Annotated in this window: 26 protein-coding genes; 7 read left to right on the top strand and 19 right to left on the bottom strand. The window is 47.8% G+C overall.

Features of this window, described 5'->3' with window-relative positions; genetic code table 11:
• The 8 genes from AB3Y94_RS09800 to AB3Y94_RS09765 form a co-directional block, all read right to left on the bottom strand.
• Positions 1-207, bottom strand: a complete 207-nt coding sequence (locus tag AB3Y94_RS09800) for a DUF951 domain-containing protein (RefSeq protein ID WP_125683597.1) — start codon at positions 205-207, stop codon at positions 1-3.
• A gap of 20 nt (positions 208-227) precedes the next feature.
• Positions 228-1,112, bottom strand: coding sequence for a ParB/RepB/Spo0J family partition protein (locus tag AB3Y94_RS09795; RefSeq protein WP_367296054.1), 885 nt, complete (start codon positions 1,110-1,112; stop codon positions 228-230).
• Complete coding sequence (locus AB3Y94_RS09790) at positions 1,102-1,869, bottom strand: ParA family protein (protein ID WP_125683594.1); 768 nt, start codon at positions 1,867-1,869, stop codon at positions 1,102-1,104. The genes AB3Y94_RS09795 and AB3Y94_RS09790 overlap by 11 nt, the downstream gene beginning before the upstream one ends.
• A 14-nt stretch (positions 1,870-1,883) precedes the next feature.
• Positions 1,884-2,717 carry a nucleoid occlusion protein gene (gene noc, locus AB3Y94_RS09785; RefSeq protein ID WP_367296053.1) on the bottom strand — a complete coding sequence of 278 codons (834 nt, stop codon included), beginning with the start codon at positions 2,715-2,717 and terminating at the stop codon, positions 1,884-1,886.
• Between the two features lie 19 nt (positions 2,718-2,736).
• Complete coding sequence (gene rsmG / locus AB3Y94_RS09780) at positions 2,737-3,465, bottom strand: 16S rRNA (guanine(527)-N(7))-methyltransferase RsmG (protein WP_367296052.1); 729 nt, start codon at positions 3,463-3,465, stop codon at positions 2,737-2,739.
• 538 nt (positions 3,466-4,003) lie between these two features.
• A complete protein-coding gene (locus AB3Y94_RS09775; protein ID WP_367296051.1) occupies positions 4,004-4,912 on the bottom strand; it encodes a metallophosphoesterase in 909 nt (302 codons plus the stop codon).
• Between the two features lie 515 nt (positions 4,913-5,427).
• Positions 5,428-6,342, bottom strand: coding sequence for a ribonucleoside hydrolase RihC (rihC, locus tag AB3Y94_RS09770; protein WP_367296050.1), 915 nt, complete (start codon positions 6,340-6,342; stop codon positions 5,428-5,430).
• Positions 6,343-6,423: 81 nt separating this feature from the next.
• Positions 6,424-7,737 (bottom strand): NCS2 family permease, encoded by a 1,314-nt coding sequence (locus AB3Y94_RS09765; protein WP_367296049.1) that lies wholly within the window; start codon positions 7,735-7,737, stop codon positions 6,424-6,426.
• Positions 7,738-7,893: 156 nt separating this feature from the next.
• On the opposite strand from AB3Y94_RS09765, the gene AB3Y94_RS09760 reads away from it, so the two are divergent.
• Positions 7,894-8,046 (top strand): hypothetical protein, encoded by a 153-nt coding sequence (locus AB3Y94_RS09760; RefSeq protein WP_367296048.1) that lies wholly within the window; start codon positions 7,894-7,896, stop codon positions 8,044-8,046.
• A gap of 558 nt (positions 8,047-8,604) precedes the next feature.
• Here AB3Y94_RS09760 and AB3Y94_RS09755 read toward each other — a convergent pair.
• The 6 genes from AB3Y94_RS09755 to AB3Y94_RS09730 all read right to left on the bottom strand — a co-directional run bounded on the left by AB3Y94_RS09755 (position 8,605) and on the right by AB3Y94_RS09730 (position 15,921).
• The gene (locus AB3Y94_RS09755) at positions 8,605-9,864 is read right to left on the bottom strand and encodes a NupC/NupG family nucleoside CNT transporter (protein ID WP_367296047.1); all 1,260 of its coding nucleotides are present in this window, start codon (positions 9,862-9,864) and stop codon (positions 8,605-8,607) included.
• A gap of 275 nt (positions 9,865-10,139) precedes the next feature.
• Entirely contained in the window at positions 10,140-10,964 is an 825-nt protein-coding gene (locus AB3Y94_RS09750; protein WP_367296046.1) for a phosphopentomutase, read from the bottom strand.
• Between the two features lie 1,355 nt (positions 10,965-12,319).
• Complete coding sequence (locus tag AB3Y94_RS09745; RefSeq protein ID WP_367296045.1) at positions 12,320-12,835, bottom strand: DUF4411 family protein; 516 nt, start codon at positions 12,833-12,835, stop codon at positions 12,320-12,322.
• Positions 12,820-13,965: an ImmA/IrrE family metallo-endopeptidase gene (locus tag AB3Y94_RS09740; RefSeq protein WP_367296044.1), complete on the bottom strand. Its 1,146-nt coding sequence runs from the start codon at positions 13,963-13,965 to the stop codon at positions 12,820-12,822. Before AB3Y94_RS09740 ends, AB3Y94_RS09745 begins: the two co-directional genes overlap by 16 nt.
• 694 nt (positions 13,966-14,659) lie before the next feature.
• On the bottom strand, positions 14,660-15,301 hold the full coding sequence (locus AB3Y94_RS09735) for an SDR family oxidoreductase (RefSeq protein ID WP_125683574.1): 642 nt from the start codon (positions 15,299-15,301) through the stop codon (positions 14,660-14,662).
• Between the two features lie 236 nt (positions 15,302-15,537).
• Positions 15,538-15,921 (bottom strand): hypothetical protein, encoded by a 384-nt coding sequence (locus AB3Y94_RS09730; protein ID WP_367296043.1) that lies wholly within the window; start codon positions 15,919-15,921, stop codon positions 15,538-15,540.
• A 319-nt stretch (positions 15,922-16,240) separates the two neighbouring features.
• On the opposite strand from AB3Y94_RS09730, the gene AB3Y94_RS09725 reads away from it, so the two are divergent.
• Entirely contained in the window at positions 16,241-16,537 is a 297-nt protein-coding gene (locus AB3Y94_RS09725) for a type II toxin-antitoxin system RelB/DinJ family antitoxin (RefSeq protein WP_367296042.1), read from the top strand.
• Entirely contained in the window at positions 16,530-16,811 is a 282-nt protein-coding gene (locus AB3Y94_RS09720) for a type II toxin-antitoxin system mRNA interferase toxin, RelE/StbE family (protein WP_225428418.1), read from the top strand. Before AB3Y94_RS09725 ends, AB3Y94_RS09720 begins: the two co-directional genes overlap by 8 nt.
• A 269-nt stretch (positions 16,812-17,080) precedes the next feature.
• Here AB3Y94_RS09720 and AB3Y94_RS09715 read toward each other — a convergent pair whose 3' ends face one another.
• The gene (locus AB3Y94_RS09715) at positions 17,081-17,347 is read right to left on the bottom strand and encodes a hypothetical protein (RefSeq protein WP_125683567.1); all 267 of its coding nucleotides are present in this window, start codon (positions 17,345-17,347) and stop codon (positions 17,081-17,083) included.
• Positions 17,348-18,210: 863 nt separating this feature from the next.
• Here AB3Y94_RS09715 and AB3Y94_RS09710 point away from each other — a divergent pair.
• Positions 18,211-18,813, top strand: coding sequence for a hypothetical protein (locus AB3Y94_RS09710; protein WP_367296041.1), 603 nt, complete (start codon positions 18,211-18,213; stop codon positions 18,811-18,813).
• 134 nt (positions 18,814-18,947) lie between these two features.
• The gene (locus AB3Y94_RS09705) at positions 18,948-19,205 is read left to right on the top strand and encodes a hypothetical protein (RefSeq protein WP_125683564.1); all 258 of its coding nucleotides are present in this window, start codon (positions 18,948-18,950) and stop codon (positions 19,203-19,205) included.
• Positions 19,206-19,259: 54 nt separating this feature from the next.
• Here the strand turns inward: AB3Y94_RS09705 and AB3Y94_RS09700 are convergent, their stop codons facing one another.
• On the bottom strand, positions 19,260-19,640 hold the full coding sequence (locus AB3Y94_RS09700) for a MarR family winged helix-turn-helix transcriptional regulator (RefSeq protein ID WP_367296040.1): 381 nt from the start codon (positions 19,638-19,640) through the stop codon (positions 19,260-19,262).
• 249 nt (positions 19,641-19,889) lie between these two features.
• Entirely contained in the window at positions 19,890-20,666 is a 777-nt protein-coding gene (locus AB3Y94_RS09695) for a hypothetical protein (RefSeq protein WP_367296039.1), read from the bottom strand.
• 308 nt (positions 20,667-20,974) lie between these two features.
• On the opposite strand from AB3Y94_RS09695, the gene AB3Y94_RS09690 reads away from it, so the two are divergent.
• The gene (locus AB3Y94_RS09690; RefSeq protein ID WP_367296038.1) at positions 20,975-21,649 is read left to right on the top strand and encodes a hypothetical protein; all 675 of its coding nucleotides are present in this window, start codon (positions 20,975-20,977) and stop codon (positions 21,647-21,649) included.
• 60 nt (positions 21,650-21,709) lie between these two features.
• On the opposite strand, the gene AB3Y94_RS09685 is transcribed toward AB3Y94_RS09690, so the two are convergent.
• Positions 21,710-23,080, bottom strand: coding sequence for a hypothetical protein (locus AB3Y94_RS09685; protein ID WP_367296037.1), 1,371 nt, complete (start codon positions 23,078-23,080; stop codon positions 21,710-21,712).
• 114 nt (positions 23,081-23,194) lie between these two features.
• Positions 23,195-23,737, bottom strand: coding sequence for a hypothetical protein (locus tag AB3Y94_RS09680; protein ID WP_367296036.1), 543 nt, complete (start codon positions 23,735-23,737; stop codon positions 23,195-23,197).
• 228 nt (positions 23,738-23,965) lie between these two features.
• Here AB3Y94_RS09680 and AB3Y94_RS09675 point away from each other — a divergent pair, with 228 nt between their 5' ends.
• The gene (locus AB3Y94_RS09675; protein WP_367296035.1) at positions 23,966-25,297 is read left to right on the top strand and encodes a tyrosine-protein phosphatase; all 1,332 of its coding nucleotides are present in this window, start codon (positions 23,966-23,968) and stop codon (positions 25,295-25,297) included.
• The last annotated feature ends 288 nt before the right edge of the window (positions 25,298-25,585 follow it).

Here is a 25,585-nt window from a genome sequence, read left to right as displayed (position 1 = left end):
TTATTCACTCTTTCCATTGTCAGCGTCGGCCTTACGGACCAGCACCTTTTTAAGTTTTTTTTCGAAATCACGCCGCGAGAGCATTACCACGTGCCCGCAGTTGGTACACTTGATTTTAATATCCGCACCCATCCGGGTAATCTCCCAACGGTTTGTGCCGCAAGGATGGGGCTTCTTCATTTCTACCAAATCACCTAAATCGTACATGGCTTTCCCTCCAATGTTCGCTAATCCAAGTGGATATCCAGTAGGTCCAAGATTCGGTTCAAATCATCATTAGACATGTATTCAATCTCAATATGTCCCTGATGATCCTTGTTAGCAGCCTCGTTGATGGAGACCTGCGTACCGAACCGTTCTTGCAATTGATTTTCAGTCGACCGGAGGAATGGTGACTTCTTCTTGGCCGGCTTCTTGGCAAGCTTCTTCGCTGCACCATTCAACTTACCAACTTCAGCCTCCAGGGTCCGCACGGTCATGCCATCTGCGACTGCCTTCTTAGCCAAGGCAACCAATTTACTCTTGTCCTTCAAGGACAACAGCGTCCGGGCCTGCCCCATTGAGAGCTCGTTGTGTTGGAGCATGTCCTTCACAGCCTTAGGCAAGCCGAGCAAACGCAAGTAGTTGGCAATGTATGGTCGACTCTTCCCCAACCGTTCGGAGACTTGTGCCTGAGTCAACGTTAACTTCGTCATCAACGTATCGTAGGCTTCGGCCTCTTCTAGTGGTGTCAGGTCTTCGCGTTGGAGGTTTTCCAACACGGCGATTTCCATCATCTGTTCTTCGGTCACGTCCCGCACAATGCCAGGAATCGTGTCTTTGCCAGCCAGCTTGGACGCTCTGAAACGCCGTTCGCCAGCTAGAATCTCGTAGCGTTGGACCTGCTTGTCCGGTTGACGGACGATGATCGGTTGAAAGACGCCGGCCTTTTGAATGGAAGCTGCCAGGTCGTCTAACCCCTTCTTGTCAAACTTCTGCCGTGGCTGATACGGGTTGGGCCGGATATCGGCTAACGTCAGGTCAGCAACGGTCTCTTCGCCGGTGTCCACGCCGTTTTCCGCAAACAACGCGTCGATTCCCCGTCCTAAACTTTTCTCTTTCTTACTTGCCATGGGCAGCTAGCACTTCCTTTGCGAGTTCAGAGTAAACTTCCGCACCCTTAGACTTTGGTGCGTAATCAATAATTGGCATGCCGTGACTAGGTGCTTCCGCTAACTGAACGTTCCGCGGAATAATCGTGGCGTAGACCTTGTTTTGGAAATACTTTTTAACTTCTTCGTTGACCTGCTTACCCAGATTAGTCCGAGCGTCGTACAGCGTCAACAACACGCCCTCAATCTTTAGGTCGCGGTTAAAGTGCTTTTGGACCAGCTTGACCGTGTTCAACAGCTGCGTCAATCCTTCCAGTGCGTAGTATTCACTCTGCACAGGAATCAGGATTGAATTGGCAGCCGTAAACGCGTTGATGGTCAACAGTCCCAGCGATGGCGGGCAGTCGATCAAAATATAATCGTAACTATCCTGCACGTCGTCTAGGGCGGCCTTCAACCGTGTCTCCCGCGCCATCATTGGGGTCAGTTCAATTTCGGCCCCAGAAAGCTGGATGGTTGCTGGCACGACGTCCAATCCAGGGTGCTCCGTGTGTAAAATGGCCTCCTGGATGGGTGTTTCGTTGACCAAGACGTCGTAAATTTCACGTTCAATGGTGGCCTTTTGAATGCCGACTCCACTGGTTGCGTTACCCTGTGCATCGGTATCCACCAGCAGGACTTTTTGGCCGGCTGAAGCCAAAGCGGCTCCTAAATTGACCCCGGTCGTGGTTTTACCCACGCCGCCCTTTTGATTGGCTAATGCAATGATGTAGCCCATATGTCGTTCCACCTCTAGCTTTCTTTGGGAATATCTATTGTGATGCGGTAACCGTCAGCCGTCTCCTCTTCCTTGGTCGTCAACGTCATCCCGGCGTCGGTAACCATCTTGACTGACTTACGAATGGTATTCACGGCGATACGGGTATCTCCCGTCACGCTACGTTTTGTCACCCGTCGACGTTTCTTTTTGGGGTGTTTTTGTTTGGCAATTAGTGCCTCGGTCTCTTTGACCGTGAGGCCCTCATCAATCACCGTTTTCAAAACGGTCCCTTGGTCCTCAGTAGAGACGGCCAACAACGCGCGGCCGTGACGTTCCGTAATCTTACGGTCCAAAATCGCGTTGGTTACGGGGGCACTCAGCTTAAGCAGTCGTAACTTATTGGCCACAAACCCCTGGGACTTTCCAATCCCTTCAGCCAGTTGCGCCTGCGTCATGTGATTGAGTTCCATCAACTGTTGATAGGCATGGGCCTCTTCAACAGCGGTCAACTCCTCACGCTGAAGGTTTTCAATCAACGCCATGGAGGCCGTTTCGTCGTCGTTCATGGCTTCGATAATAGCTGGTACTGTCTCCCATTTTAAATAAGAGACGGCCCGAAAGCGGCGCTCACCGGCAATCAACTCGTAATGGTCGGTCTCATATTCCCGGAGCACAATGGGCTGTAAGAGTCCGTGCTCTTGAATAGTTTGAGCTAGCTCCGTAATGCCCGTGGCATCGAAACGACGCCGCGGTTGAAACCGGTTGGGAATGATTTGCGCAACCGGAATCATCACCACATTTTGTTTCACAGGATGTGCCGGATGCGTGGCCTTTTCCCGATTATTTCCAAATAATGAAAATGGCAATTATCTTACCCCCATCCCATTAATCTTCTAACGGCTCCCGGTTCGGTGTTCCCGCCTTACGTGGGTACCGTTTGGGCGTATGTTTGACCTTGTCAATGACCACGATGTGCCGTGGGTCGTTGGATTCGGGCAAATTGAAAGCATGGTCCGCGTTCAGCTTACCGCCTAACGTGGTGATTGCCGTCTGGCTAACAGCCAATTCATTTTCCGTCTGAGCCGCCTTCAACGCAACAAACTGGCCGCCGACCTTAACTAGTGGCAGGCACAGTTCACTCAGCACGGACATCCGCGCAACGGCGCGGGCCGTCACGAGGTCAAATGCTTCCCGGGAATCGGCCCGCTTACCACCAAACTCTTCGGCCCGTGCGTGATGAAACGCGACGCCGGTCAGGTTCAACTTAGCTGCCAGGTCATTCAGGAAGGTGATCCGCTTGTTCAATGAATCCACGATAGTAATCCGTAGTTGCGGAAACAGAATCTTCAACGGTAACGAAGGGAAACCAGCGCCGGCTCCTACGTCACAAAGCGTCAACGGTTCCGTCCGCATTGCGGGCACGTAAAAAGCGGGGGTCACCGAGTCATAAAAATGCTTCAAGTAGACGTCGGGCTCCGCGGTAATCGTGGTTAAATTAACGTGTTCGTTGGTCGCCACCAAGAATTGATAGTAGTCAGCGAATTGTTGTTGCTGTGTGTCGTTTAACGCAATGCCCTGCGCAGCGAGCGCGGCACGAAATTCTTCAGGATTCATGCAATATCTCCCAGTTCACTTCTGTGAAACACAATTGTTTCACGCTTATTTATACTTTACCTTACTTACAGGCGAAACGCAACCGAACTGACGGTTCAATTGGGATTCGTCTTTACGTCGTTTCCTATTATACCGAAAAGCGGCGTCACATGAAACGGCAATTGCCCAGGGAAAATAAGATGAGGGGTGATTCCCGTTGACCTACTGGGAATCACCCCTCCATGAACTCTTTTCAATTTACTTTAATGCTCGCCTTACCGGTCACAGCAGATGGGCTGGAACGGTGCCGACACAATTTTAAGCCTCGAAAACCCCGAGTCTTAAAACTTGGTCTTATTCTAAGCGTCGGTAACCCACCGGCGCTAAGAATAACGAGGCGCCTGAGCCCATCTGCTGTGACCTCTCGGCTAAGATTAGCCGTTGATTGTAATTCTTCATTCAGATTAATTGTTAGCAACTCTGGTTGGTTATTCTTCTAAAATTGCGATCACTTGCTGCTAGACTGCTCGCTGCCTACGAGAATCTTGGGTTATTCACCCTACACCGACGGCCCCGCCGTTCTCTTTGAGAGGGTTAGCCTGGGGCGGTGCTTGACGAAACCCGTACTGTTGACGTCGATGGTGTCGATGATGGTCTGGCCCAGATATAGCGGCTGGTGGGTCACACTCGCCATCCCCCGTTGAATCGTAATGACGTTGTAGCTACAACCGTCGTGAACCTCGTGACGGTTCGGGTCCTGACAGTCAATGTACGTAGAAGCCGAGCCCACCGCCGTCACTGGAATAGTCAAATCAACCAGGTAACTGGCATCGAAGTGCAGGTGCCCAGCAAAAATGCCACCGATGTTATGGCCGTGCAAAATTGCCAGCAACTCACGATTATTTTGGAGCAAAGCGTAACGCATATTGTGCAAAGCCGGTGCGTCCAGTGGGTGGTGGAGAAAAATAAAAGCCCGCCGCCGGGGCGCTAAGTGTAGATTCTTATTCAACCAGTCTAGTTGCTGGCGATCCAGCCAACCAGCCTCTTTGTTCGGTTCCCATTTGGAATCCAGAAAGTAAAAATCCATGTTCTGATACATCTGCTTATACGCGTAATACGGTTGGTGTGCTTGTTCTAAGTAGCCGGTGTTAAAAGCTTCCCGGTCGTCTCCATCCCCTAAGATCACGTTGATTGGTGCTCCCAAGCGCTTCGCTTGTTGGGCCAAGTACTGCCGGAACCACGCATAGTCCTGCGAGGTCCCCTCCTGTAGCAGGTCGCCCCCCACCACCACCAAGTCTGGACGAAGGTCGTGCGCTAAAACATCGTCAAAAATACGTTGTAGTTTGGCCGTTGGCGGGAGCTGCTGGTGGTACTGCGGTTCCGCCGTGGTTAACTGTGGATCGGATATGTGAACGATTGTGAATTTATTCATGCCCCCGTTGCCCCCATCAAATAAACTTGCAGCCACCGGGACAGCACCCGGCGACAGCAGAACCCCGACTATCACTAAGTTACTCCCTAGCATAGCGGATTCTTGTAAATAATTGATGTGGTCTCTGTCAACATCTTGTAAATTTTCCGCAAAAGCTGAGCAAACTCGCCAGGTTATCCGATTCCAATCAGCCAGAATTACCGATTCAATTTATCATCATCACCCGACTAATCAAGGCCCCCAGAAACAACTCTGAGGACCCAGCTTTATTTTCAACTAGTACCGGTTCTTCGGCTTCCGTACGAACCATAGCATGGGGAGCCAGGTTAAAATCAACAAGATCAACGTATCCGTATCTGTGGCAGACATAGGACCATCCTCTTCCCCTAATTTTGACTCCATCATACCAAGCTCATGTAACGATTCTGTATGGAAAGACCACCCGTTTCTGTAAAGTTTTTTTCATCAAAAAAGGTAGTGTCAGACCGCAGTCTGACACTACCTTTGCCGTCGTCATTTCAAACGACGTTTAGCTCATTCACTTTACGAAACTAGTTCTTAATGGCCCGAACTTCTTCAAGGAACCACTTGTTGAAGGCTTGGTCGTCGATGTCGACAGAAACCTTCGCGTTGGTCTTGCCATCGTGATAAGCCCCACGAATATCGCCGACCGTTTCACCAATAGCTGGGCCATCGGTCACAACGTCGACCCACATGTCCTTGGTCGTAATTGCTTCTGGGTGTAACAGGTAGAAGATGGTGTTCACGTCATGCATGGCGATCCCAGCATCACTGTTGTCACCATCGTTAACGATGATGTCGTGTAACATCTTCCCAGTTTCACTGATCTTAGGCAATTCTTCGATGCTTTCGTGCGTCAACAAAGCCTTCATGGTGATGTCCAAACCAACCATCACGATTGGCACACCGGACTTGTAAACGATAGCGGCAGCGTCTGGGTCGGTGAAGACGTTGAATTCAGCGGCACTCGTCATGTTCCCCATGCCTAATGAACCACCCATGGCCACGATCCGTTCGATGTGGCTCTTAACTTCTGGGTATTCAGAGAAGAGCAAAGCGATGTTGGTGTATGAACCCGTTGGGACCAACGTGATTGGATCTGGACTAGCCATGATTTCATCATGCAGAGCTTCAACGGCCGTCTTGTGTAATGGCGTTGGCAAATCAGTTGGGAATTCGTAGCCAGGCATCCCGGATGCTCCGTGAATCCGAGCAGCATCTTCAAAGTCCTTGAACAGTGGTTGTTCAGCACCACCGGCAACTGGAATGTCTTGGTTGAAGAACCGAACGATCTTCAAGGCGTTGATGGTGGTCTTGTCGACCGTAACGTTACCAGCAACCGTGGTGATCAACTTCAAGTCGATCTTAGGGTCGTTGATAGCCATAGTCAAAGCAGCTGCATCGTCAATACCTGGGTCTGTATCCATAATAATTTTGATAGTCATAATAAAATATCCTCCCAATGAAATTAGTTGTAATTTTATAAAGCGGAAACGCTTACGTTTTAGGCTGGCGGTAAATTCCCGCTATAACATGGCACTGAAGACCAAGTCACACAGGAATAACCCACCAAGCAGATAAACTGGCCAGGTCAACTCTTTGGCCTTGCCCAACGCCACTTTCATGATGGGGTAGCAAACGAATCCGAAAGCCAACCCGGTGGCAATACTATTGGTGAACGAAATTAACACGATGATCAGAAAGGCTGGGAACCACTCAGAGAAGTCCTTCATGTCAATGTTGCCGATGGCAGCCATCATAATGGCCCCAGTGATGATAATCACTGGCGCAATGGCAGCTGAAGGAACGTAGGCCAGCAGCGGTACGAAAATCAGGGAGAGGGCAAACAGGACGGCGGCCACTAAGGCCATGATCCCGGTCCGACCCCCACTCTCGATTCCGGAGGCACTTTCGGCTGCGGCAACGGTCGGGCTGGTCCCTAAGAAACCAGACAGAAACGTGGTAACCGCACTTCCCTCAAAGGTCTTCTTGAACTTCTTGTGGTTCGGTAGCAGGCCCTGTAACAGGCCCATCGACTCGAAGACCAAAATCATGGTCATCGAGAAGGCCGCTAAGATGAACGGTGTGCTCAACCAGTGAGAGAAGTCATTTTTGAAGACGATTTCGTGGTATTGGCCCAACCGTGCTAGATCAACGGTTGGCGTGTCACTATCCTTCACACCCAGAAAGAACGCCAGCAAACTCGTGGCAATGATGCCGATGAAGAAGTTCCCTTTAATCTTGCGGATGTAAAGAATCAAGCTGAGTACCAGGCCAAACAGAGCCAATAACGGCGTCGGTTTGGTCAAATCACCTAGTACGACCAGTGAGGTTTTACCGGCGACGATCAGGCCCGCTTTTTCCAGGCCAATTTCAACCAGGAAGAGCCCAATCCCCGCGGTAATCCCACTCTTCAGCGACTCTGGAATCGCCTCTGAGAGAATGGTCGAAACTTTAGTGAAGGCAATCAACATGTAAATAAAACTGGCGACCGCCGCGATACCCAGTGCTTCTTGCCAACTTAGCCCCATGTTCACCACGATGGTGTAGGTAAAGAAGGCGTTGACCCCCATCCCAGGCGTCAAAATCACCGGTGCATTGGCCCAGAAGGCCATCATCAAACACCCAATGACTGACGAGAAAATGGTGGCGAAGACGCTCAAGTCCGTGGGAATTCCCGCGTCCTTCAGGATCAACGGGTTCACGATAATAATGTAGGAGATGGCGAAGAACCCCGTCACTCCGGCGATTATCTCGTTTCGAACGACATCCTTATGTCGCAGTGCTTCGCGTAGCGTCATGTCGTTGGCGCGTTCCACCTGCGTCTGTTGCTTATCCATAAAAATCCCTATCTTTCGGTGCGCCAGCTGTGACGCACAAACTTCACGGGCATTGCAACCGGAGGGTCTCAAACTTCCGGCTGGGTTTCACTTTCCCGCTGAGGAAAGGTCGGACACCCGTACGGCTGGCAATTGCCAACCGCCTTATATTTTAACATGGTCCTTCGTTACTGCCAAAAGGTTATGGGCTTAGTTGTTGGGTGGTTACTTGTTGGTTGCGTTGAAGAACAAGTTGCCCGCCTGCGGCTGGCAGGGACCGCGCTGTGGGGCGAACCTGGGAGCCTAAGAGCGGTCTCTCAGGCGCCTTGAAACCTCGCTCAGTTCGCGAGTTTCCAAGGTCGGCCCATGTTCTAAGCGGTAAACCGCTAAGAACATCGACACTGCGCGGTCCCTGCCATCCTCCGGCTCACGATTAGTGCATCGCCACAACCACGTGGTCGGCCCACAACTAAGCCCATGAACCGGCAGTGACTCAGACTGCGTGTTAATTGGCCACTATTGATTGTGAGCCAGCGAGTCCGAGTTAACACCGTTGTCTCACTGAAAATCAGAGCCAATTGTTGCCGCCCCCACTTCACTAGAACCATGGTTTTAACAACCACTATCCAGCGAACGGAGGGCCGGGGGCTCAGGCGCCTCGTTGTTCTTAGCCGTTTACGGCTTAGAACAAGGCCAAGCTTGGAGACTCGTGGTATTCGAGGCTTCAAGTTGTGCCGGCACCGTTCCAGCCCCACAAGGCCCGCAGTGAGCGGCTTCCTTACACCATTTTGCCACTAAAACCAAGGGCCTAGTGACACAGATGGCCCAGGAAGCTAGTGCCCCTGGGCCATCCAATTTTTAGCCTACTCGCATGAGTGAGCGTTTATTTTACCAAACAAACAGTCCTACAATTCCGGCTGATAGCAAGGAAACCAGAATCCCGGAAAGGAGCATGTAACCAACGTTCTTAGAGATAAGTTCGTTGTTTTCACGGTCAACGATCCCCTTGAAACAACCGATAATCATCCCAGTAGTTGAGAAGTTAGCGAATGAAGTCAAGAAGACAGTCAGGATTGCCCGGTAGTGAGGTGAGAAAGCATTCGTGTTGATGGTTGAAGAAATCTTACCCATGACAACGAATTCGTTCGTAACCAACTTAGTACCCATGTACTGTGCGAAGCCGAACGCATCGTTGACGTTCAGACCCATTAACCATGCAAATGGGAACATGATGATCCCCAAGATGTGTTCCAAGGATAACCATGGGTAAACCAAGCCAAGCAACTTGTCGATCAAAGCAGCTAAGGCAACGAAGGCGATAACGTTTGCGGCAATGATCAAGATCAGACGACCAGCACCCAAGATGGAGTCACCCAAGAATGAGAAGAATGGTTCGCGCTTCCCATCATCTTCAACGGCGCCTTCTTCAGCAGCAGCAGTGTTAGACCCACCAATTTTAGCAATGGTGTCTTCTTCTGGCGTTACTTCAACAGGGTTCAACATGTTCGTCACGATGATGGCGTTCAAGATGTTAATTGGAACGGCCGTCAAAACGAATTGCCCAGGAACCATTTGGGTATATGCACCCAGAATGGAGGCAGTGATACATGACATGGACATCATAGCAAGCGTCAAGTTACGTTCTTTACGCATGCTCTTCAATTGCAATTGAGAAACGGCTAAGGCTTCAGTGTTACCTAAGAACATCATTTCAACAGAGAAGAATGATTCAAACTTAGGTTGACCAGTAATGAAGGAAAGGCCACGACCAACCCACTTGATGATCCATGGTAAGATCCCGATGTAAGTCAGGATATCAAACATTGGAACAACCAATAAGATTGGCAGCAATGAACTGGTAATGAAGTTCATGGACTTAGCAGTCCCACCGAATTGTGGCGTTACCCAGTTAGGTAAGGCGAAGACAATCCCTTGGTAGGCAACTTGCACTAACCAGTTGAAACCATCTGCGGCACCCTTAACAATGTCTTGACCGATTGAGAAACTGGTGAAGAACCAGGCTAAGATCAAGTTAAGTACTAAAACAATGGCAGTTGATTTCCAATTAATTTTCTTCTTATTCTTAGAGAATAAGAAAGCGATAGCGAGGTAAACGATTACCCCTAAAATATTGACTGCGACTAGCATTGGTCAAAATACCTCTTTCCGATATTATTGTTTGATGCACGAGCGTTCCCGCACAAAAGTTGACACGATGTTGCTGCAGAAATTATGTAACGCATAACTTCTGTTACGAACGAACGACGCCGGTTCGTAACGATTGAGTCTCAGCGACCACCAAGGAAAAAATTGGTGAATAATTGATAAATTACGGCTTAGTGGTCGGCTGACCTTTGCAACCCAATCGAACTTATCCGGTATGACGCCCCCTCACCCCCTTTCAAGGTTCGTTCTACACTTACTTATTGCGTAATTTCATTTAAAAAGCTATGTCCGGCAGCGTAGGCTGCTAAACCGAAGTTCTCGAGGACCGTGGCCCCCACGTCGGCTAACGTTCGCCGAATGCCCAACGCGTGTGCGCTTGGCCGCGACGGCGAATACGCCAGTAGTGGTAAATACTCACGAGTCGGCGTGACTGCCATAGTCGGGTCGTCGGCATGAGTGGCGGTAACAATCAGCAGATCGTTGGCCCCCAGATCATGCTTGACCTGTGTGAGATACCGGTCGGCGCTTTCCAGGGACTCCCCAAATGCATGAGGATCTTGCTGGGAACCAGCGAACCGGAAATCTGGTAACACGACGTAGGTCAATCCTGAAGCCGGCTGATACAACCGGTCGTAGAGAATCCGGAAGGCATCTTGATTACTGCCCAATTGATTCCGTTGCGCCAGGTTCTGCGTTTGAAGATAACTGAGAAATGGTCCGGCTAGACTGACGTCATAACCAGCCGTGGGTAAGGTGTCAAACACACTTTCCGTGCGCTCACGACCAGTGAAGTCCCACATCTCACGTAACCCCGTGGCGCGCCGGTTACCTTCCGCCTGCACATGCAAGCGACCGAAGAATCCAGCGGGATGATCCACCGGAGGAACTCCGGGAATGGGATGGTCAACACGAATATTACCAAGCCCCAACTGCTGTAATGTTGGAAGATTTAGTTTATCGGGCCAACTAACCGCCACGTGACCCAACGTATCGGCGCCCACAGATTGAAAGCGGTTAGCATCCGAGGCTTCGCCCAGACCCAATCCAGCAAAATCAATCACAAAAATGCGATGAAAGGCCACTACTTCTCACTCCTTAGGTCAACGTTCCATAAAATTCTTTAACAAAATTTTTCGGTCTAGTAATAATATACCTTTTCCGAACCGGCCTGTAAATGGTCGATTGCGGAAAACTGTTTATTGCCTATTTCCGAACATTCAGGCAATGAATCAGTTACGGGAAGCCATCTGTTCGGGAGCATTCCGAACGACGTCATTAATCTGCTAAAAGGATTTACCTTTAACAATTCCCCTAGTTTTCAAAGATCAAAAAGGTGCTGATAGCCCGGCTAGTCTACGGGATTTCCCATTAAACTATTTATACCAAGACCATTATCTAAAACTGTAAATCTCTGGTTGACCCGAACAACAAGTCTCTCCGAAATCAAAAACGGGCTTCAAGTTTATTTAGAGAATAACTTGAAGTCCGCTAACTCATGGAAAGGAGGTTGTGATTGTTACTAAATTTCCGTTGCGTAAACTTTTTAATTCTTAATCGCCTCATAACTGTCGTTTCCACTGAGCAGACACAGCCCCTTTTAACATTTTCACTATTTATCTTCCGGCTGCCGTTTTCAGTTTTACTTGGAACTTAATTCCTTCATCACTTTACCAAGACTCGCTATTAACGATTCTTCTTGAAATCCTTGTGAACCTCGCCGCAGTGACATCCGAGCTCTAGCTTGAATCTGGAACTGTTTACAAGTCTTTAAACACTTACGCTTACAACAAGCACTAAGTTAAACCTTTATTCAGTTTTTCGTGAACCATATTCGTGAATCATGATACATGACCCAAATCCTTTTGTTTGGAACCGCTAGAGTTCGTTAGAAGGTTTATCGGAGTTGTTAAATATCATTCAGTATCTCGGAGTTTCTGTAAAACCTGATTTGCGCAAATAACGGAAATCAGTTTCTATTGAAAACAATGACTCTTTAGATTAACTGGTGTTGCTATCACAACTCTTTGTTCCTTTCCACAAACATATAGTATCACGAGCTGGAAGCGTTTGCAATAGAAAAGCGTTAACTTTTGCTCAAAAACGCACAAATGCAGTTTCAATTGGCCCTTCACTGCTGGTTTAACTGGCCGGCAGCCCTTGATAGGTCAGGGTTAGTGAGGTTCTATCAAGGCTGACACACGGCCTTTCTTGGCTCAGGTTGGGGCTGAGACAGTCGCACCTCGTCCGGTTGGTTCACCGCAATTAAGACTTAAATATTTTCATGATGAATTCATTATATTTTTCAAATTCAATGGCAGTTGAAAATCCCAGTCACTGGTCGCGGAGATAATTTAGCGGTGATGAGGTTATTTTCAGTGGCATTCAAGCTGAGGATAGTAAAATGGCACCTCTAGTTTAGAGATGCCACTTCGATTAGTTATAGTGAAAGACGCAATTTATCAAGTAACTCATAGATAGTTAGAGTGGCTACCCCAAACAACTCTGCCACCGCAGAAATTTTAGGCTCCTGCTTTGAGAAAGCATGCTTATCCGGCATGAACGCACGCCCATTACCATCTAACGTTACAATAGCTTGATGATTCACCATCGCCGTCGCAATCAACCACGGATCGGCCTTATCTGGATTCTGCCATTGCGCAATGCCAGCTGTATTCCAGCGTGTCGCTGTCGTCACCCAACTCATTACTTGGCTATAAGCCAAAATAACTTCTTCAGTTGGTTCAAGCAAGTCGCTGCTAAACGCGGTCCACGCCCAGTTAACCAGCGTGTCTGGATATTGGAGCTCTGCGTAAACCAGCGAAGTCATCCCCACAGCTTCATCAGTAGCCAGTCGCCGCCAGACAGACGGAAGAACTTGTGGCTGATACCACTTTGTATGAGCATCGATCAACGAATTCGTATCTAACAGATAATCCACTATGCGCGTTGCCACAATTTTTCAGCCGTCATCGCGTAAGTTTTCAAGGTCACACCTAACATTTCAGCTGCTTGATTCACGGGTAAACGCCCGCAAGCCTCATCACTAATAACAGCGCTCGCAAATTGGCGATCAACGCGTGACACAACTGTATTATAAAAATCGCCACCAGATTCTTTCGTTCGTAACTCTAAACTCCGTCGTTGGATAATCGTAGCCCAAATTATTTCACGATTGCCTACCAATCCTAATGTATTCAACCGAATTGCTGTGGCCACCAGACTCGTATGAAAAATATGGCTCAACTGTTTAAGATTAGCCTCAATCGACAAACTGTCAGATAGCGTCGTAATAACGCGCTTGGTCGGTAACAACACATTACTTGTCACTTGATTGATCCAACGTTCATGGGCAACATCCACGTCGGGCGAAACGTTAAGGACCTCATCATCGCCAAGTAGCGCATGAATAAATTCGTGCACTAGAGAGAATATCTTCGCCTTCCTACTGTCAGCACTATTCAAAAATATTAATGGCACTACTTCGTCAGCTAAAATAAACGCCCGAAACTCAGCAACGTCTAATGGTCGATGTGTATTCGTGCCAACCACCCCATTTTGCATGACCATGATTCCCAGCGAACTAATCCTCATCCGTAATTGATTAAAGAACACCTCATCGGTTGCGTGCTGAGAAGATTTATCATCTAACTCCAATAGCCTAAGGATTTTGGTGGCAGCTATCTCTGGACTCAAGCGTCGTGTGAACTCACCTGGCAGTTTAAATTTATGACCATCATCTTGTGCAATCAGATAGTCCCTCATCCACTCCTGTCGAGCCGCCATCGTATGAATCGTCTCAATCAATCGCCGGCTAGGATGGCTAGTCGTATTATTAACCGTTCTAAAGTTTACAAACCCATACTTTTCGTGCGGAACTTCTGACTGAAAAAAATAATTAAATGGGATTCGCGTATCCCGGCTAAAACTTTGCAATTGCTTAAACGTGGGATAATCACGATCAGTTTCTGGGCTAATCCACGATTGCAGCTGATACTTCTGCCGTAATTCTTCCTGAGACTTCTCACCATGAGTCACTGCCCAATCAATAACTGCTTTTGCTACTGGCACTCTCAAAACCGTCATTACTTATCTCACCCCTTCTCGAACTTTTCACTAAGTCTAGCACACTTCCCCCACATCCTTTCTGGTTAAACAATCTGAGGGGACACTCTTTAACTACGCAAGCTAGCTCTAAATTTTTCTTTTAATTGTCATTTTATCTACGAACCCACCAGCTGCCGACAATTTAATTCTTAGAACAACTGTAAACTAAGTATGTGAAGCCTACTTTATTTAACCAACAACGTAGCCTCCGGTGGTGTTAGCTCAGGTGCTAGGTTCTTCCCGGGCTTACACCGCAGGAAGAGCTTTCAGACTGGGTGGGCTTCCAAGACTTAAAGTCGAGGTTCAAGCCCGCCTCTCAGGCTTGGACCGGTCCCCAAAGCTGGCACCTGTACTGACCCACCGGTGGCCGTCCACCCCAACAAAAAATACCGCTAGTGGCAGTGCCACCAACGGTATTTCCGCAACGTATGAATCAATTTCCGGCAAATCCATGGGTTCTTGTTTGGAGGAAAAGTTTCACAGAATAGCTTTAGTAAATTGATTCCAAATTAGATGATTTCGGTCTTCTGGCTATGTACGGAGTCTTTCTCAACGCACACCATAGTTATACCGCGAAAACGGAACCATTGCACTCTTTTTGAACCGTCTAATTTACCCCCACCCTTGGATAATGCCTACCGGTGGGCGTTTACAGATAAAAATAAGTTTTCGATTAGTACCAGGAAGGCTTATCCCCATCCGTGTTAGGCTTGTTGACCCCTAGTGAAGCACGAATTGCTTGGCTAGGATCAGCCACTAATTTGTTGACCAAATCGGCGATACTCTTCCGGGAAACCTCAGTTCCCTTGAAAGCTTCACCCTTTTGAGTGGTCTCGTAATCGACCTCGTCCTTGTTAGACAACCAGGCTGGCCGAATCAACGTGTAATCCAGGTCGGAACCCTCAATGACCTTAGCTGCAGCACTGTAAGTCTCCAGATAGCCACCGTCCAACATCTGATGATTCCATTTGCCATAAGCACCCGGAACTTCATCGTAGATGCCCAACGTCGAGATCCAAACTAAACGCTTCACACCGGCAGCGTCCATGGCGCTTACCACCGCCTGAGCTTCGGCCTCGATGTTGTGGCCAGCCAAGTTGGCGTATACCACGTCAATACCGGCCATGGCTGCCTGCAAATCTGTCGGCTTGCTGGCGTCACCGTCAACCACCTTGACGCGGTCGCTGGCCGCACTTGCTAAGCGCTTAGCGTTTCGTAAAAATAACGTTAAATGTGCGTCGGATTCCGCCAACAACTGAGCCGTAGCCAGCTTGGCAATCTTACCATTGGCACCGAGAACTAATACGTTTGTCATATTGAAGAACCCCTTTTCGTTTTGTTTACAGTTATACTGTAATACTCATAGTTACATTTAGCAAGCCAAGTGTCTTAACGATCAAACTAAAAAAACGCCAAACCATTATGGGGGTCAGCGCTTAACTGAAATTCATTCTTTTAGTAAATATATTTCTCAAAACTCAGACTGATTTTAGCCGTTTGCTAAACAACAAGCAGTTAGAGTCGGCCTAATTCAAAGCGCCTAAGCACATCTTACTTCTTTAGTTTCAACCATAGATACCAAAACACACCAAACCAGATAATCAACGAACGCAGAATAAAATCGGTCCCCCAGTTACTTAACCGACTATCACCGCCGGCATCACCAATCCGCCCGACACCCGTGTGCCCGGTATTTGCGTAATTGGCTCCCAACCGCATGGCTTCTTGATCTGACTTAGGGTGAAGCTGCGTGACTTGCTTCACACTCCCAGTCCGTAACCAGCCGTCCACCGCCGTAAAAAACAGGCCATAGTTCAGCAATAAATAAAGACTCCACCAGGTCCAAACTGGCACAACGCCTGAAACGTCTAGTTTAAAATTAATCACTATCAGACTAATTACTAATGGCATGAGCGCTCGTAGATAGCGCCGCATCGCAATCTCCTCCAATAATCACACTTATTCACTTTAAGAATAAACTATTAAACTGTTAACCACAATGTAGTGGCTGATTAGCCACAATTGAATTTGCCACTAACAGTTACTTCAAGAAACCACTGCGTACTTGAACTAAGCCCACCACTAACAACGATCAACACTACTTAAAACTCAGTCACTAGAAGCACGGCTGCCAACACCATTACAAATTATTAACTTAGGCGTGAATTTGGCGAAAAAAAGTCGATTCACTATGTCTTTGTGTCATTTGGTGATAAAATATTCACCAAATAGCACCAGCAGGAGGCTAAAAATCATGATCAATACCAGTAAATCAGAAAAGACGCGTCTAACGATCCGCATGGACCTCGACCGTAAGCAGAAGGCCGAACAAGTAGCTAGCAGCTTAGGTATCGACCTCACAGGAGCTGTTAACCTGTTCATTTCACAAATGATCAAAGAAAACGGACTGCCTTTCAAACCAACCAATGACACGCTAGCTTCAGATCTCAAGCAAGCTTTAAAGGAAGTCAAAAACGGCGAAACCACCACGGTCTCAGTCGATGAATTCCTGAAGATTCTCGATGACCCCGACGGCTATACTAATGATTAAGCGCATCGAATATACTAAGATATTCTTGCGAAATTGGAAGCGGCTCAAAAAGAAGCATTACGACTCTTCGAGAATGAAACAAGCAATCGCTTTGATTGCGGCTGAAGACCACGATGCTCTGGTTCGACAATTCAAGTGGCACATGCTCAAAGGCGATAAAACAGGCATCAACGAGATCCACCTAGACGCCAATTGGCTATTACTATACGAAGTCACCAGTGAAGATGAGATTACATTACTGATTTTAAATACCGGCTCGCACGATATGCTCTGAACACGAAAATAAACGATTTTGAGTTAACACTAAATTGGTTTAAAACTTTAATTAGATGGCTATCACAGTCAACTAATCAGTAAAGGGATTCAAACGAATTGAATTCGTCTGAATCCTTTTTAACGTGTCAATCACATTCCCATGATATCAAGTCCAGGTTTGTTGAGGTATTCCTAGTGGAGGTACAAGACCGCCTTCCCCACCTCGGCCGACTCACCGCGGAAAGCCAAATTAAAAAGCACCGTAATCTAAGATTACAGTGCTTCACCCTAAATCAACATTAAGGTTACGCCTTCAACGGGGTTCAGGCTGTCGCCTAAGTCACCGAAGACCAGTTCCTTTTGGAAAACTGGTTGGGCTAATTCACGTAAGTTTGATTTCTCAATGGTCAGATGATAACGGCCATGCTTATCGCGACTTAACTCGTAGTTCACGAATTCTTGTTCTGGGGCGTAGTTCGCGAAATGGACGGCGTAATGTCCGAGCTGGTGGGAAACGACCAGACGAATCCCGTTTTCATCTCTAAAGATATGCAAAATTTGTTCACTCCTATATTCATTCGACATTTCGGTGGTGCACGGCGTGAGTAACAAAAAGGAAGAGTCGCTAGGCGCCCCCTCCTTGATATCGGCGTTCGCTCAATCAAAGATTCATGGAAACACACCATGAAGGTGACCATCACGGCCAGCATTGTCTCGATCGACCTACCCGCGCACAGTGATGTCAGCCTGCCAAACCACGTCCAGTTTGGTTTCACCAGAAAGTTCTCTATGTACTTTGATTGTACCATACTTACTGTAAAATGATTAGTAACCGCAAAAACTCCCAATTATTTCACGCTTTTTGACACCAAACGCTTGTCAGCACCCCATAAATAATGCTTCAATATTAATAACAACGTCATTTAATTATTAATTAGTGAAGACGCAAGCGTGGCCAGTCCATCAATCCTGGTCATAACGCTAACGAAGCAATGAACGCCACGCACAGTTGGCAGGAAAATAATCACCCGCTTCATTAGGAAAACTAGCATTGCCTAAAGATACTAGGCATTGGACCGAGCAACCCCACTTCACCAGCCGCCAACACCTCCCACCCAGATCAATCGTCACCGTGGGTTCACGCACCTAATGGCATCATATATCTACGGTAGCGATTGGCTGGGCAGGGCAGAGCCCAGTGAAGGTGGTCTTAGGGCGGGCGGTTTACCCGGTCTTAGAGCACGGGCCGGCCTTGGAAACTCGCGGGCTTGAGCGAGGTTCCAAGGCGCCTGGGAGACCGTCCTTTGGCTCCCAGGTCTGCCCCACAGGGCGGCGCCCTGCCCAGCCAATCGCGGCAAAAAAGCACAGCACTAACCAAATCAACCAGTATACACCAACCCATACGGAGGCAAAAAAGAATGGCAAATACGAAGAACAGTCAGGCTGCCAAGATTCGGCAGCAAATTATTGCATGGCTTCAAGACGATACCCAAACGGAAGTGGTGTCTGAGGAAAAGTTTCCGGGCATTCGTGGCATCCGGGCCGTCACCTTACGGCAGATGTTAGGCGAACAGGGCTACGTCTCCTCCGTCGTGATGGGTGCGGTCTCGGCCGCCCCATCAATTGACCAACGTATAAAAAAGGCGGCCCTCAAGCCACGTGAGGTCTATTATTACTTTGACGCCAGCACCCCAGCACCTAAACGCGTTCAGGCAGCTACCTCAGCCGCTATGGCGGCGCCAACGTCTCAAGTGTCCGCTAAGACAGCTTCAGCACCGGTCGTCCACACAACGGCTGTCAGCGGTCTTCCCGCTACAACGGCATTTGGTGAGGTGTTGGCTACCAATCAACAGCTCCGCCAACAGGTCGATGACCTGCTCACGGCTGCGCAACGTCAACGCAGCTTAAGCGATATTGACCTGAAGTTCTTGTCTGATTTTGCTGCTCAGGTCACCCAACAAAGTGAACTGCTACAAACGTTTGCTACCCAGTCTCGGATTGAGGCATTGCGGCGCGGTTAGTTTGTTGAACTAATCACTTATTAGGAAATCCCCTGAATATTTTCGCTATATTTATGTTTTGGCCGAAAAGTCCTTGACATTTTCCCATGAGACCATTACTCTGTTATAAATTACTTTTATGGGGGACGATCGCCATGGCATTACATGAAGATAATCGTGTGTTCTGCGAAAAGACTGAATTATTCTCAGACGCTTTCTACGGAACCATTACTAAGACTTACGAACATTCTGCGCTGGTGAAAGTCGAACCAGATCAATTATCCAAGAAAGAAACCGATAAGATTGATTCCTTCGGTGACTTGGTCGTGATTCGCTACAGTGAACTTCAATTGGTCGATGCCGCTGGCAAGCCAATGGAAGAACCTGCTGAAGAATTAGAAGCAGCCGAATAACAACGAAACGGGCCTGAGACGTGATTGTCTCGGACCCGTTTTTGTTATGCCAAACTATTTGAGAATTTCCCCAAGTTGGGTCATCAAGTCTGGCAGTGCACCGGATAAAACTTCACTGACGTGCTCCTCGACCCGGCGTCCCCGCGGGGTGATCTGGAAAACGTGGTACCGCCGATCGGTCGGTAACGTTTCATCCTGGATAAAGCCACCGTTCAACAGTCGGCTAATCTGAATGGAGACCATTGATTGACCGACATTTAACCGACGGGAAAGTTCGCTAGTGCTGATCTTCTCTCCCGCCAATTCGTGTAAGATCCGGTATTGCTCAAAGGTAATCGCATCCCCGGTGCTTGGCCGTTTGATGAAGGGCCGTAGAAGTGAATTCAGTTGGTGAATCCGCTCGACATCTACGGCTAATTTGTTCGCTTCCATCATGACTCTCTCCTCCTCGTGACCACCGGCGGGCTGCCACCCCCACCGGTTCGTCTAAACATAGTCATCGCGTGAAAATTAGTTTGAGGCCAAAAAGGTTGACCCCCGAGCTACCTTTCTTAAATATCCTACCATAGATAACCGACTATATTATAAACAAATCACATCTTAGCCAAACTTTTTATAATAATCATTGTATTTGGACTCACTGAGAGTACGTCACTCCCCATCTTTCCGCACGTTAACGTCTAATCAGTCGTCGAGATGCTCTAGCCGTTGATTCTTGTTGTGCAGAATGTCCACGGTCAGCTTTTCAGCCTCACTCGCCCGAATATCAAACCCCGTCTTACGAATCAGTTTGAGGGCAAAACTTAGATAAAGTCTAACCTCAAACTCCATCAACCGAGCTTGTGGTGGGTAATAGCCACCATGTACGGGCGTGTTCTGCTGAATGGCAAAAGCGTGGCGCTCCTGTTGAAACCGAAGAACTTCGTGTGCTTCGAACATTTTCTTGCTCAACCGACTAACTCGGTCTTCAATGACAGCGTTCATGCCGCAATGTAGTAAGATTCTCACCCGATTATCCTTAGACATCTCGTTTAAGTTACTTACCGCATGAACACCTAACCAGCTAAAATGATTCCCCGACTTATTCTCACTAGTTTTAATTGCCATAGTCTTACCAAGTACAAATGGTAACGGCATCGGAATCCCAATAACCTCAGCAATCGTTTGGATTTCATGCCAATTCTGCGTTCCCGCATTCATTCTTTGGTTGACCAAACCGTCAGATGTCATCTCCGTGCGGAAGAAGCCATCCTTCTCAGTCCAGACAACCGTATTGTGTCGCTCATTAGTCCGCCGAAAATTTTTGATGAAAATCAATGATTCCCAGTCCATCTCAAGATTCGTACCCGGAATAAATCGTTCAACATTGGTCAGCTGGAGCTTAGTCAGATCGACCTCTCCGATTTTTGCCACACTTGCCCGATAGTCTTCAGTTAACCCATAAAGCAGAGCATTATTCATTAATGTTCCTCATTTTCTCGAAGACATTAAGGCACCTAAAAGCTTACCATGGCTGTCTTGTGGCTCAGCTATACAATCGCACAAAAGCCGAATAATAGCAAGAAAAATACACTTATTTTTTAAAATATACATTTCTTACTATCCGCACCATTTAGCTGCTTTAACAGTGTTGGGTCAAAACAATTATGTATATTTCTAACGAACTATAATTAAAATTATATAGAATTAATTCGTTTTCTCACTCCTCTATCATGTTGGCCACAGGATGGTTTGCTATACTTGGCCAAAACCTAAAGGAGGCCATGACGATGGTAAACGACCGACATTCCTTGGGAGAGATTCTGACGGTAGCCCGAGTAATCATGGGCGCCAACGTGTCCCCAGACGAAGTGCTGGCGGACGTGGACGTCCCTGGCTGGTACTTACGTGAACTGGAGCGTGACCGTATCTTGGTCCCCAATCCCGACGACCTGGAATTAATTCTCATAAATTATCAACTGACGCACGCAGACGTTGCGCGATTACGACGGACGACCGATCTGCATGCAGCGACTGCCCAACTCTTCTATCAGCGCTTAGAGGCAGTGTTCGCTGACTTAACCAACCCAAGCACGGATCCCCGCGCGGCGATGACCCGTTGCGCTTTTTTAAAGTCACCGGCGCCGACCTTAACCGATCCAGCTGTCAGCAACGACTACCCCACCATCCTGCGGTGCCTGCGCACCCAGGTGGAACCCGAGCTAGCCGAAAAAGTAGCAACCAAGGTCTACGCCGATGGCGACTACCTAGCCGTTGAGAACGGTGAACGGCCATTTACCATGTATGATTTGTACATGCTTGAATTTCGACTGGGAACCCACGACATTGCCAGCTTGCTGTACGCTAAGGATTTAGTGGCAGCTATTTGTGCCGCTGCGGGCGTTAGTCCTAGTGAGTTACCTTTGCAGTTACCGAATTCTCGGAAGCTGCTGGCTAATCGTTGAGTACGCAAAAAAGGCATCGCCGGTGGGCGATGCCTTTCATGTATGATCTAATTGTGCGACTTAGGCAAAGTAGTTAGCGCTAGTCGTGGTTGAAGTCGTTGGTGTATCAACTGGTGATGGGCCAGCAACAACAACGGCATGGTAAAAGGCTTGGGCATTCTTGCTCGTACTGTAAGTACCAGCTACGGCGTTGTCAAACTTGTATTGCGTGTAAACCTGCTTGCCATCAGCATCCTTGTAAGAAGGCGTGTTTAACGTCATCAGGTTGTTAGTAGCTAAGTAAACTTGCAGATCACTAACCGTGAAGGCAGCATCAGCAGCACCGGTGAAAGCGGCACTAACTGTCGGGAAACCAACGGTCGTAGCGGTCGCCGTGCCAGACTTGTAGGCAGTCAGCTTAGCAGCGCCTTTGGTTTGATCAGTGCTCAACGCGTAGAACTGAACCTTTGTGTCAGCGTTGGCGTTCTGGTTAACCACCAACGTCAGCGTTTCGCCAGTCTTAGCAGAAGCAACGGCCGTCTTGTTCATAGAATCAGTAGCTGTGTACGTGTAACCCGTACCAGACAACAAGCTCTTGCCCCAGGCGTCGGTTGCAGTCTTAGCAACGTCAGCACTAACGGCCGTACCCTTAGCCGCAGAAACTTTACCGTTAGCATCCGTTAAATTGCTCAGCGTTGTTGACTTAACGGCCTTACCCGTTGCAGAAACAAAGTTAACTTTGATATCAGTCTTTTCGTTGTAAGTATCAGTCGTTGGCTTAGTTGAAGTAACTGACTTAGCATAGATCCAGCCATTAACTTCTGGATGAGCAGCATCAGTCACGTAGTAGTACAGAGAGCCTTCACGGATCTTCTTGGCTGCTGAGGTGACTTTTAACACGTCATCAGCGTAAGCCGTCGTATCCTTAACGGACTTGGAAGCCTTGTACTGCGTGTTCTTTGGTGCGCTCCACGTTACGTTGCTCTTACCAGGCTTACTGAAGTAAACGGTCTGGTTAGCAGGTAACGTGGCACTCTTCATCGTGGAAGCCTTCTTGATACCGCCAGCAAAGGTACCTTCCTTCTTACCACCATAAACGTAGCCACGGTACTTGCCGTCCATGGAAACGATCTTGTAGTAAACAGTTCCCTTATTCGTAACTTGTTGGGAATAGGCACGGAAGTAGTCAGCGGATTTCTTGGAAGTGCCCAGCTTCTTCATTGTCTTAGCAGACGCAACTTTCTTGGCGCCTTTGACAGTCCCTGGCTTGGAGTAAAGGGCATTTTTACCGTTAGACTGAACGTTTCGCTTAGTCCCATCAGTGGACAGTTTCTTAGTTGAAACGACCTTGGCTTTGGTAGCAGCACTGGCAGACGTAGATACCGTCGCAACAGCACCCAGACTCAGCACAGCCAGTCCAAGATACAGTGATTTTGATAAATTTGATTGCATATTTGATTGTCTCCTCGAATTTAGATATTAGTTTATTGTTAATGCCTCTTAGTATAGCAAATTAACACTTACACGATTTACTTGTCACGATAATTTAATGTAGCTTAAACCACATTAGTTAATGAAATGATTGACCTCATGATAAAACTCATAATTGGATGAAACATACTTCATCTTCGTAAAGTATTCCCAACATTTGTACGGCGCACCTGTCTTGAAACCACCCTTATTATTCGACATATCAAACGAAACCATCGTCCAGTGCGTCTTAGAATCAGCTCCAGTATTTTTGATACTCATCGTTCTAACGCTGCTCATGAATGCTGTATCAGACCCACGGAAACCATAGGTATACCAATGCTTGTGGTTGGCTTTTCGAACAAAATAACGACTCGCCTTAATATGTGACCGATTCTTCCATTTACCATTCCGGCTTGTCTTATTGTATTCATACACAGAGTGCTTGGCAAAGTGAACTTTCCAGAAGCGCCACTTCCCCGCAACATCTTCATGATTCGAGTACCAATCATGTCGCCGCAGTGTCTTAGGATTCGTGTACGTCTTGGCACTGGCCGACGTTGGCATAGCCGCTGAAACGCCTAGGAATAACGCAATTAATAAAGCTATTGAAACTATGTATTTCACTAATGATTTCATAACTTAGCCCTCCTATGCTAAAGAATAGCACACGTCCATTTGATAAACCAGATAAGTATGTGACCGGATCAGTTATTAACTTGTTTTGCATTTGAAATCCCCCAAAATAACTAATCTCATAACGGGTTCAACCCCTTTACAAAACAAATACATAATTCCAACAGCCCCTATACATTTGACCACTAGAATAGGAACCGTAACACATATAATTGTTTTGGGAGGGATTTTATGCAACGTTCATCTATTGTCAAGTCATTGAGTATTGCCGGCGTGGTGCTTTCGTTGGCTGGTATCGGCGGACCTAGTGCACTCGCCGCTACCACGCAACAGGCACCTGTCGCCATCACACGTTCCACCAGGAACGCTGACGACGATGCCGCGCTGAAGGCCTTAGTCGACCAGTACGGTGACATCAACAAGACACTCATTCCTTTGGTCGGTGCTTACAACGCCCGGGATTTGGGCGGCTATCAAACAGCTGACGGCAAATGGCAGATTCGGCCCAAACGGTTAATTCGCTCAAGCAACCTGAACGGCTTAACTAACGGGGACAAGAAGGTGCTGAGTCACGACTACCACGTGACGTCAATCGTGGACTTCAGAACGCCTGGTCAAATTGACTACGAACCCGACCAGCCCGTTCCCGGCGCTACTTCGACGGAGCTATCCATCTTAGGACCACATGCGTTTGGTGACAGCAGTAAACACCCCACGCTGAGCGGTGACTTCTCCGGTGACGGTTCCTTCTACGTTCAACGGTTGGAGTTCGGTTACCCAGCCGTGAACGGTTACCACGAATTTCTAAACAAGCTCCTCACGAACTCACAGGCAACGCTTTACCACTGTTCTTCGGGTAAGGACCGGACGGGAATTGCGACCGTCTTAGTCATGTCCATCCTGGGGATGAGCGAGAAGACCATCACCGACGACTACATGCAGTCTAACGAGGTCGGTGGCCACGTTGAAGCAGCCTGGATCAAAGAATACTTCAGCGAAATCAAGAGTAACTACGGGAGTATGACTAACTACATCACGACGCTGATCAACTTCACCCCCGCCCAACAGGCAAAGCTACGTTCCATGTACTTAATCTCAACTGACGGTAAGAAAACGGCCTACCCTGCCCCTAAGGCACCGGCTCAAGTAACGCATCCGACCGTCGTCACCCCCGCAACACCAGCCAAGCCTGCGCCTGCTAAACCAGCCACAACCCCGGCAACTAAGCCCGCTGTAGTTACTCATCAAAGCGGCGCGGCGGACAAGCCCGTCAAAAAACATAAGGTAACGAAGGCTAAGAAGAAAGCTAAAATCAAGATTACCTCAACTAAGAACCTCCACACTAAATATACTTATCGTTTAAAGGGCAACAAAAAGTGGTTTAAAGATTCCCACCTAAAAAAAGCGTTTGGCCACACGCCAAAACACAAGAAAACCACGTGGAAACTGGTTAAAGAAGAGCATATCAAGATCAACGGCAAGAAGCATACCTACTTCGAAGTAAAAGATCACGCCGGTCATAAAGCTTGGATTGACAAGAGTTACATTACTAAAGTTAAATAGTATGTTCTATAAGAGGACTCGGGATTGGTATTAACCAACCTCGAGCCCTCTTTTCTTTATACGCAAAATGCGATTCAAAGCCTCAGTGTAATTTCAAACTGGATTACTTCACGGAAAACAGTGTTATCTGCCAAAACACCGTACTACCGCAATCTAATCCAATAGTGATTAAAACAAATTTACCAAACAAACGACGTCAACAACAAATTTAAAATAAATACGTTCAAACAGTAAACTTGGTTATATATTAGAAGAAACGATACATAACCGTATAATAAATTAAGATTA

Source organism: Levilactobacillus yonginensis, from assembly GCF_964065165.1.
In the GTDB taxonomy this organism is placed as follows: Bacteria; Bacillota; Bacilli; order Lactobacillales; family Lactobacillaceae; genus Levilactobacillus; species Levilactobacillus yonginensis_A.
This window is presented reverse-complemented; position numbering and strand designations above follow the sequence as displayed.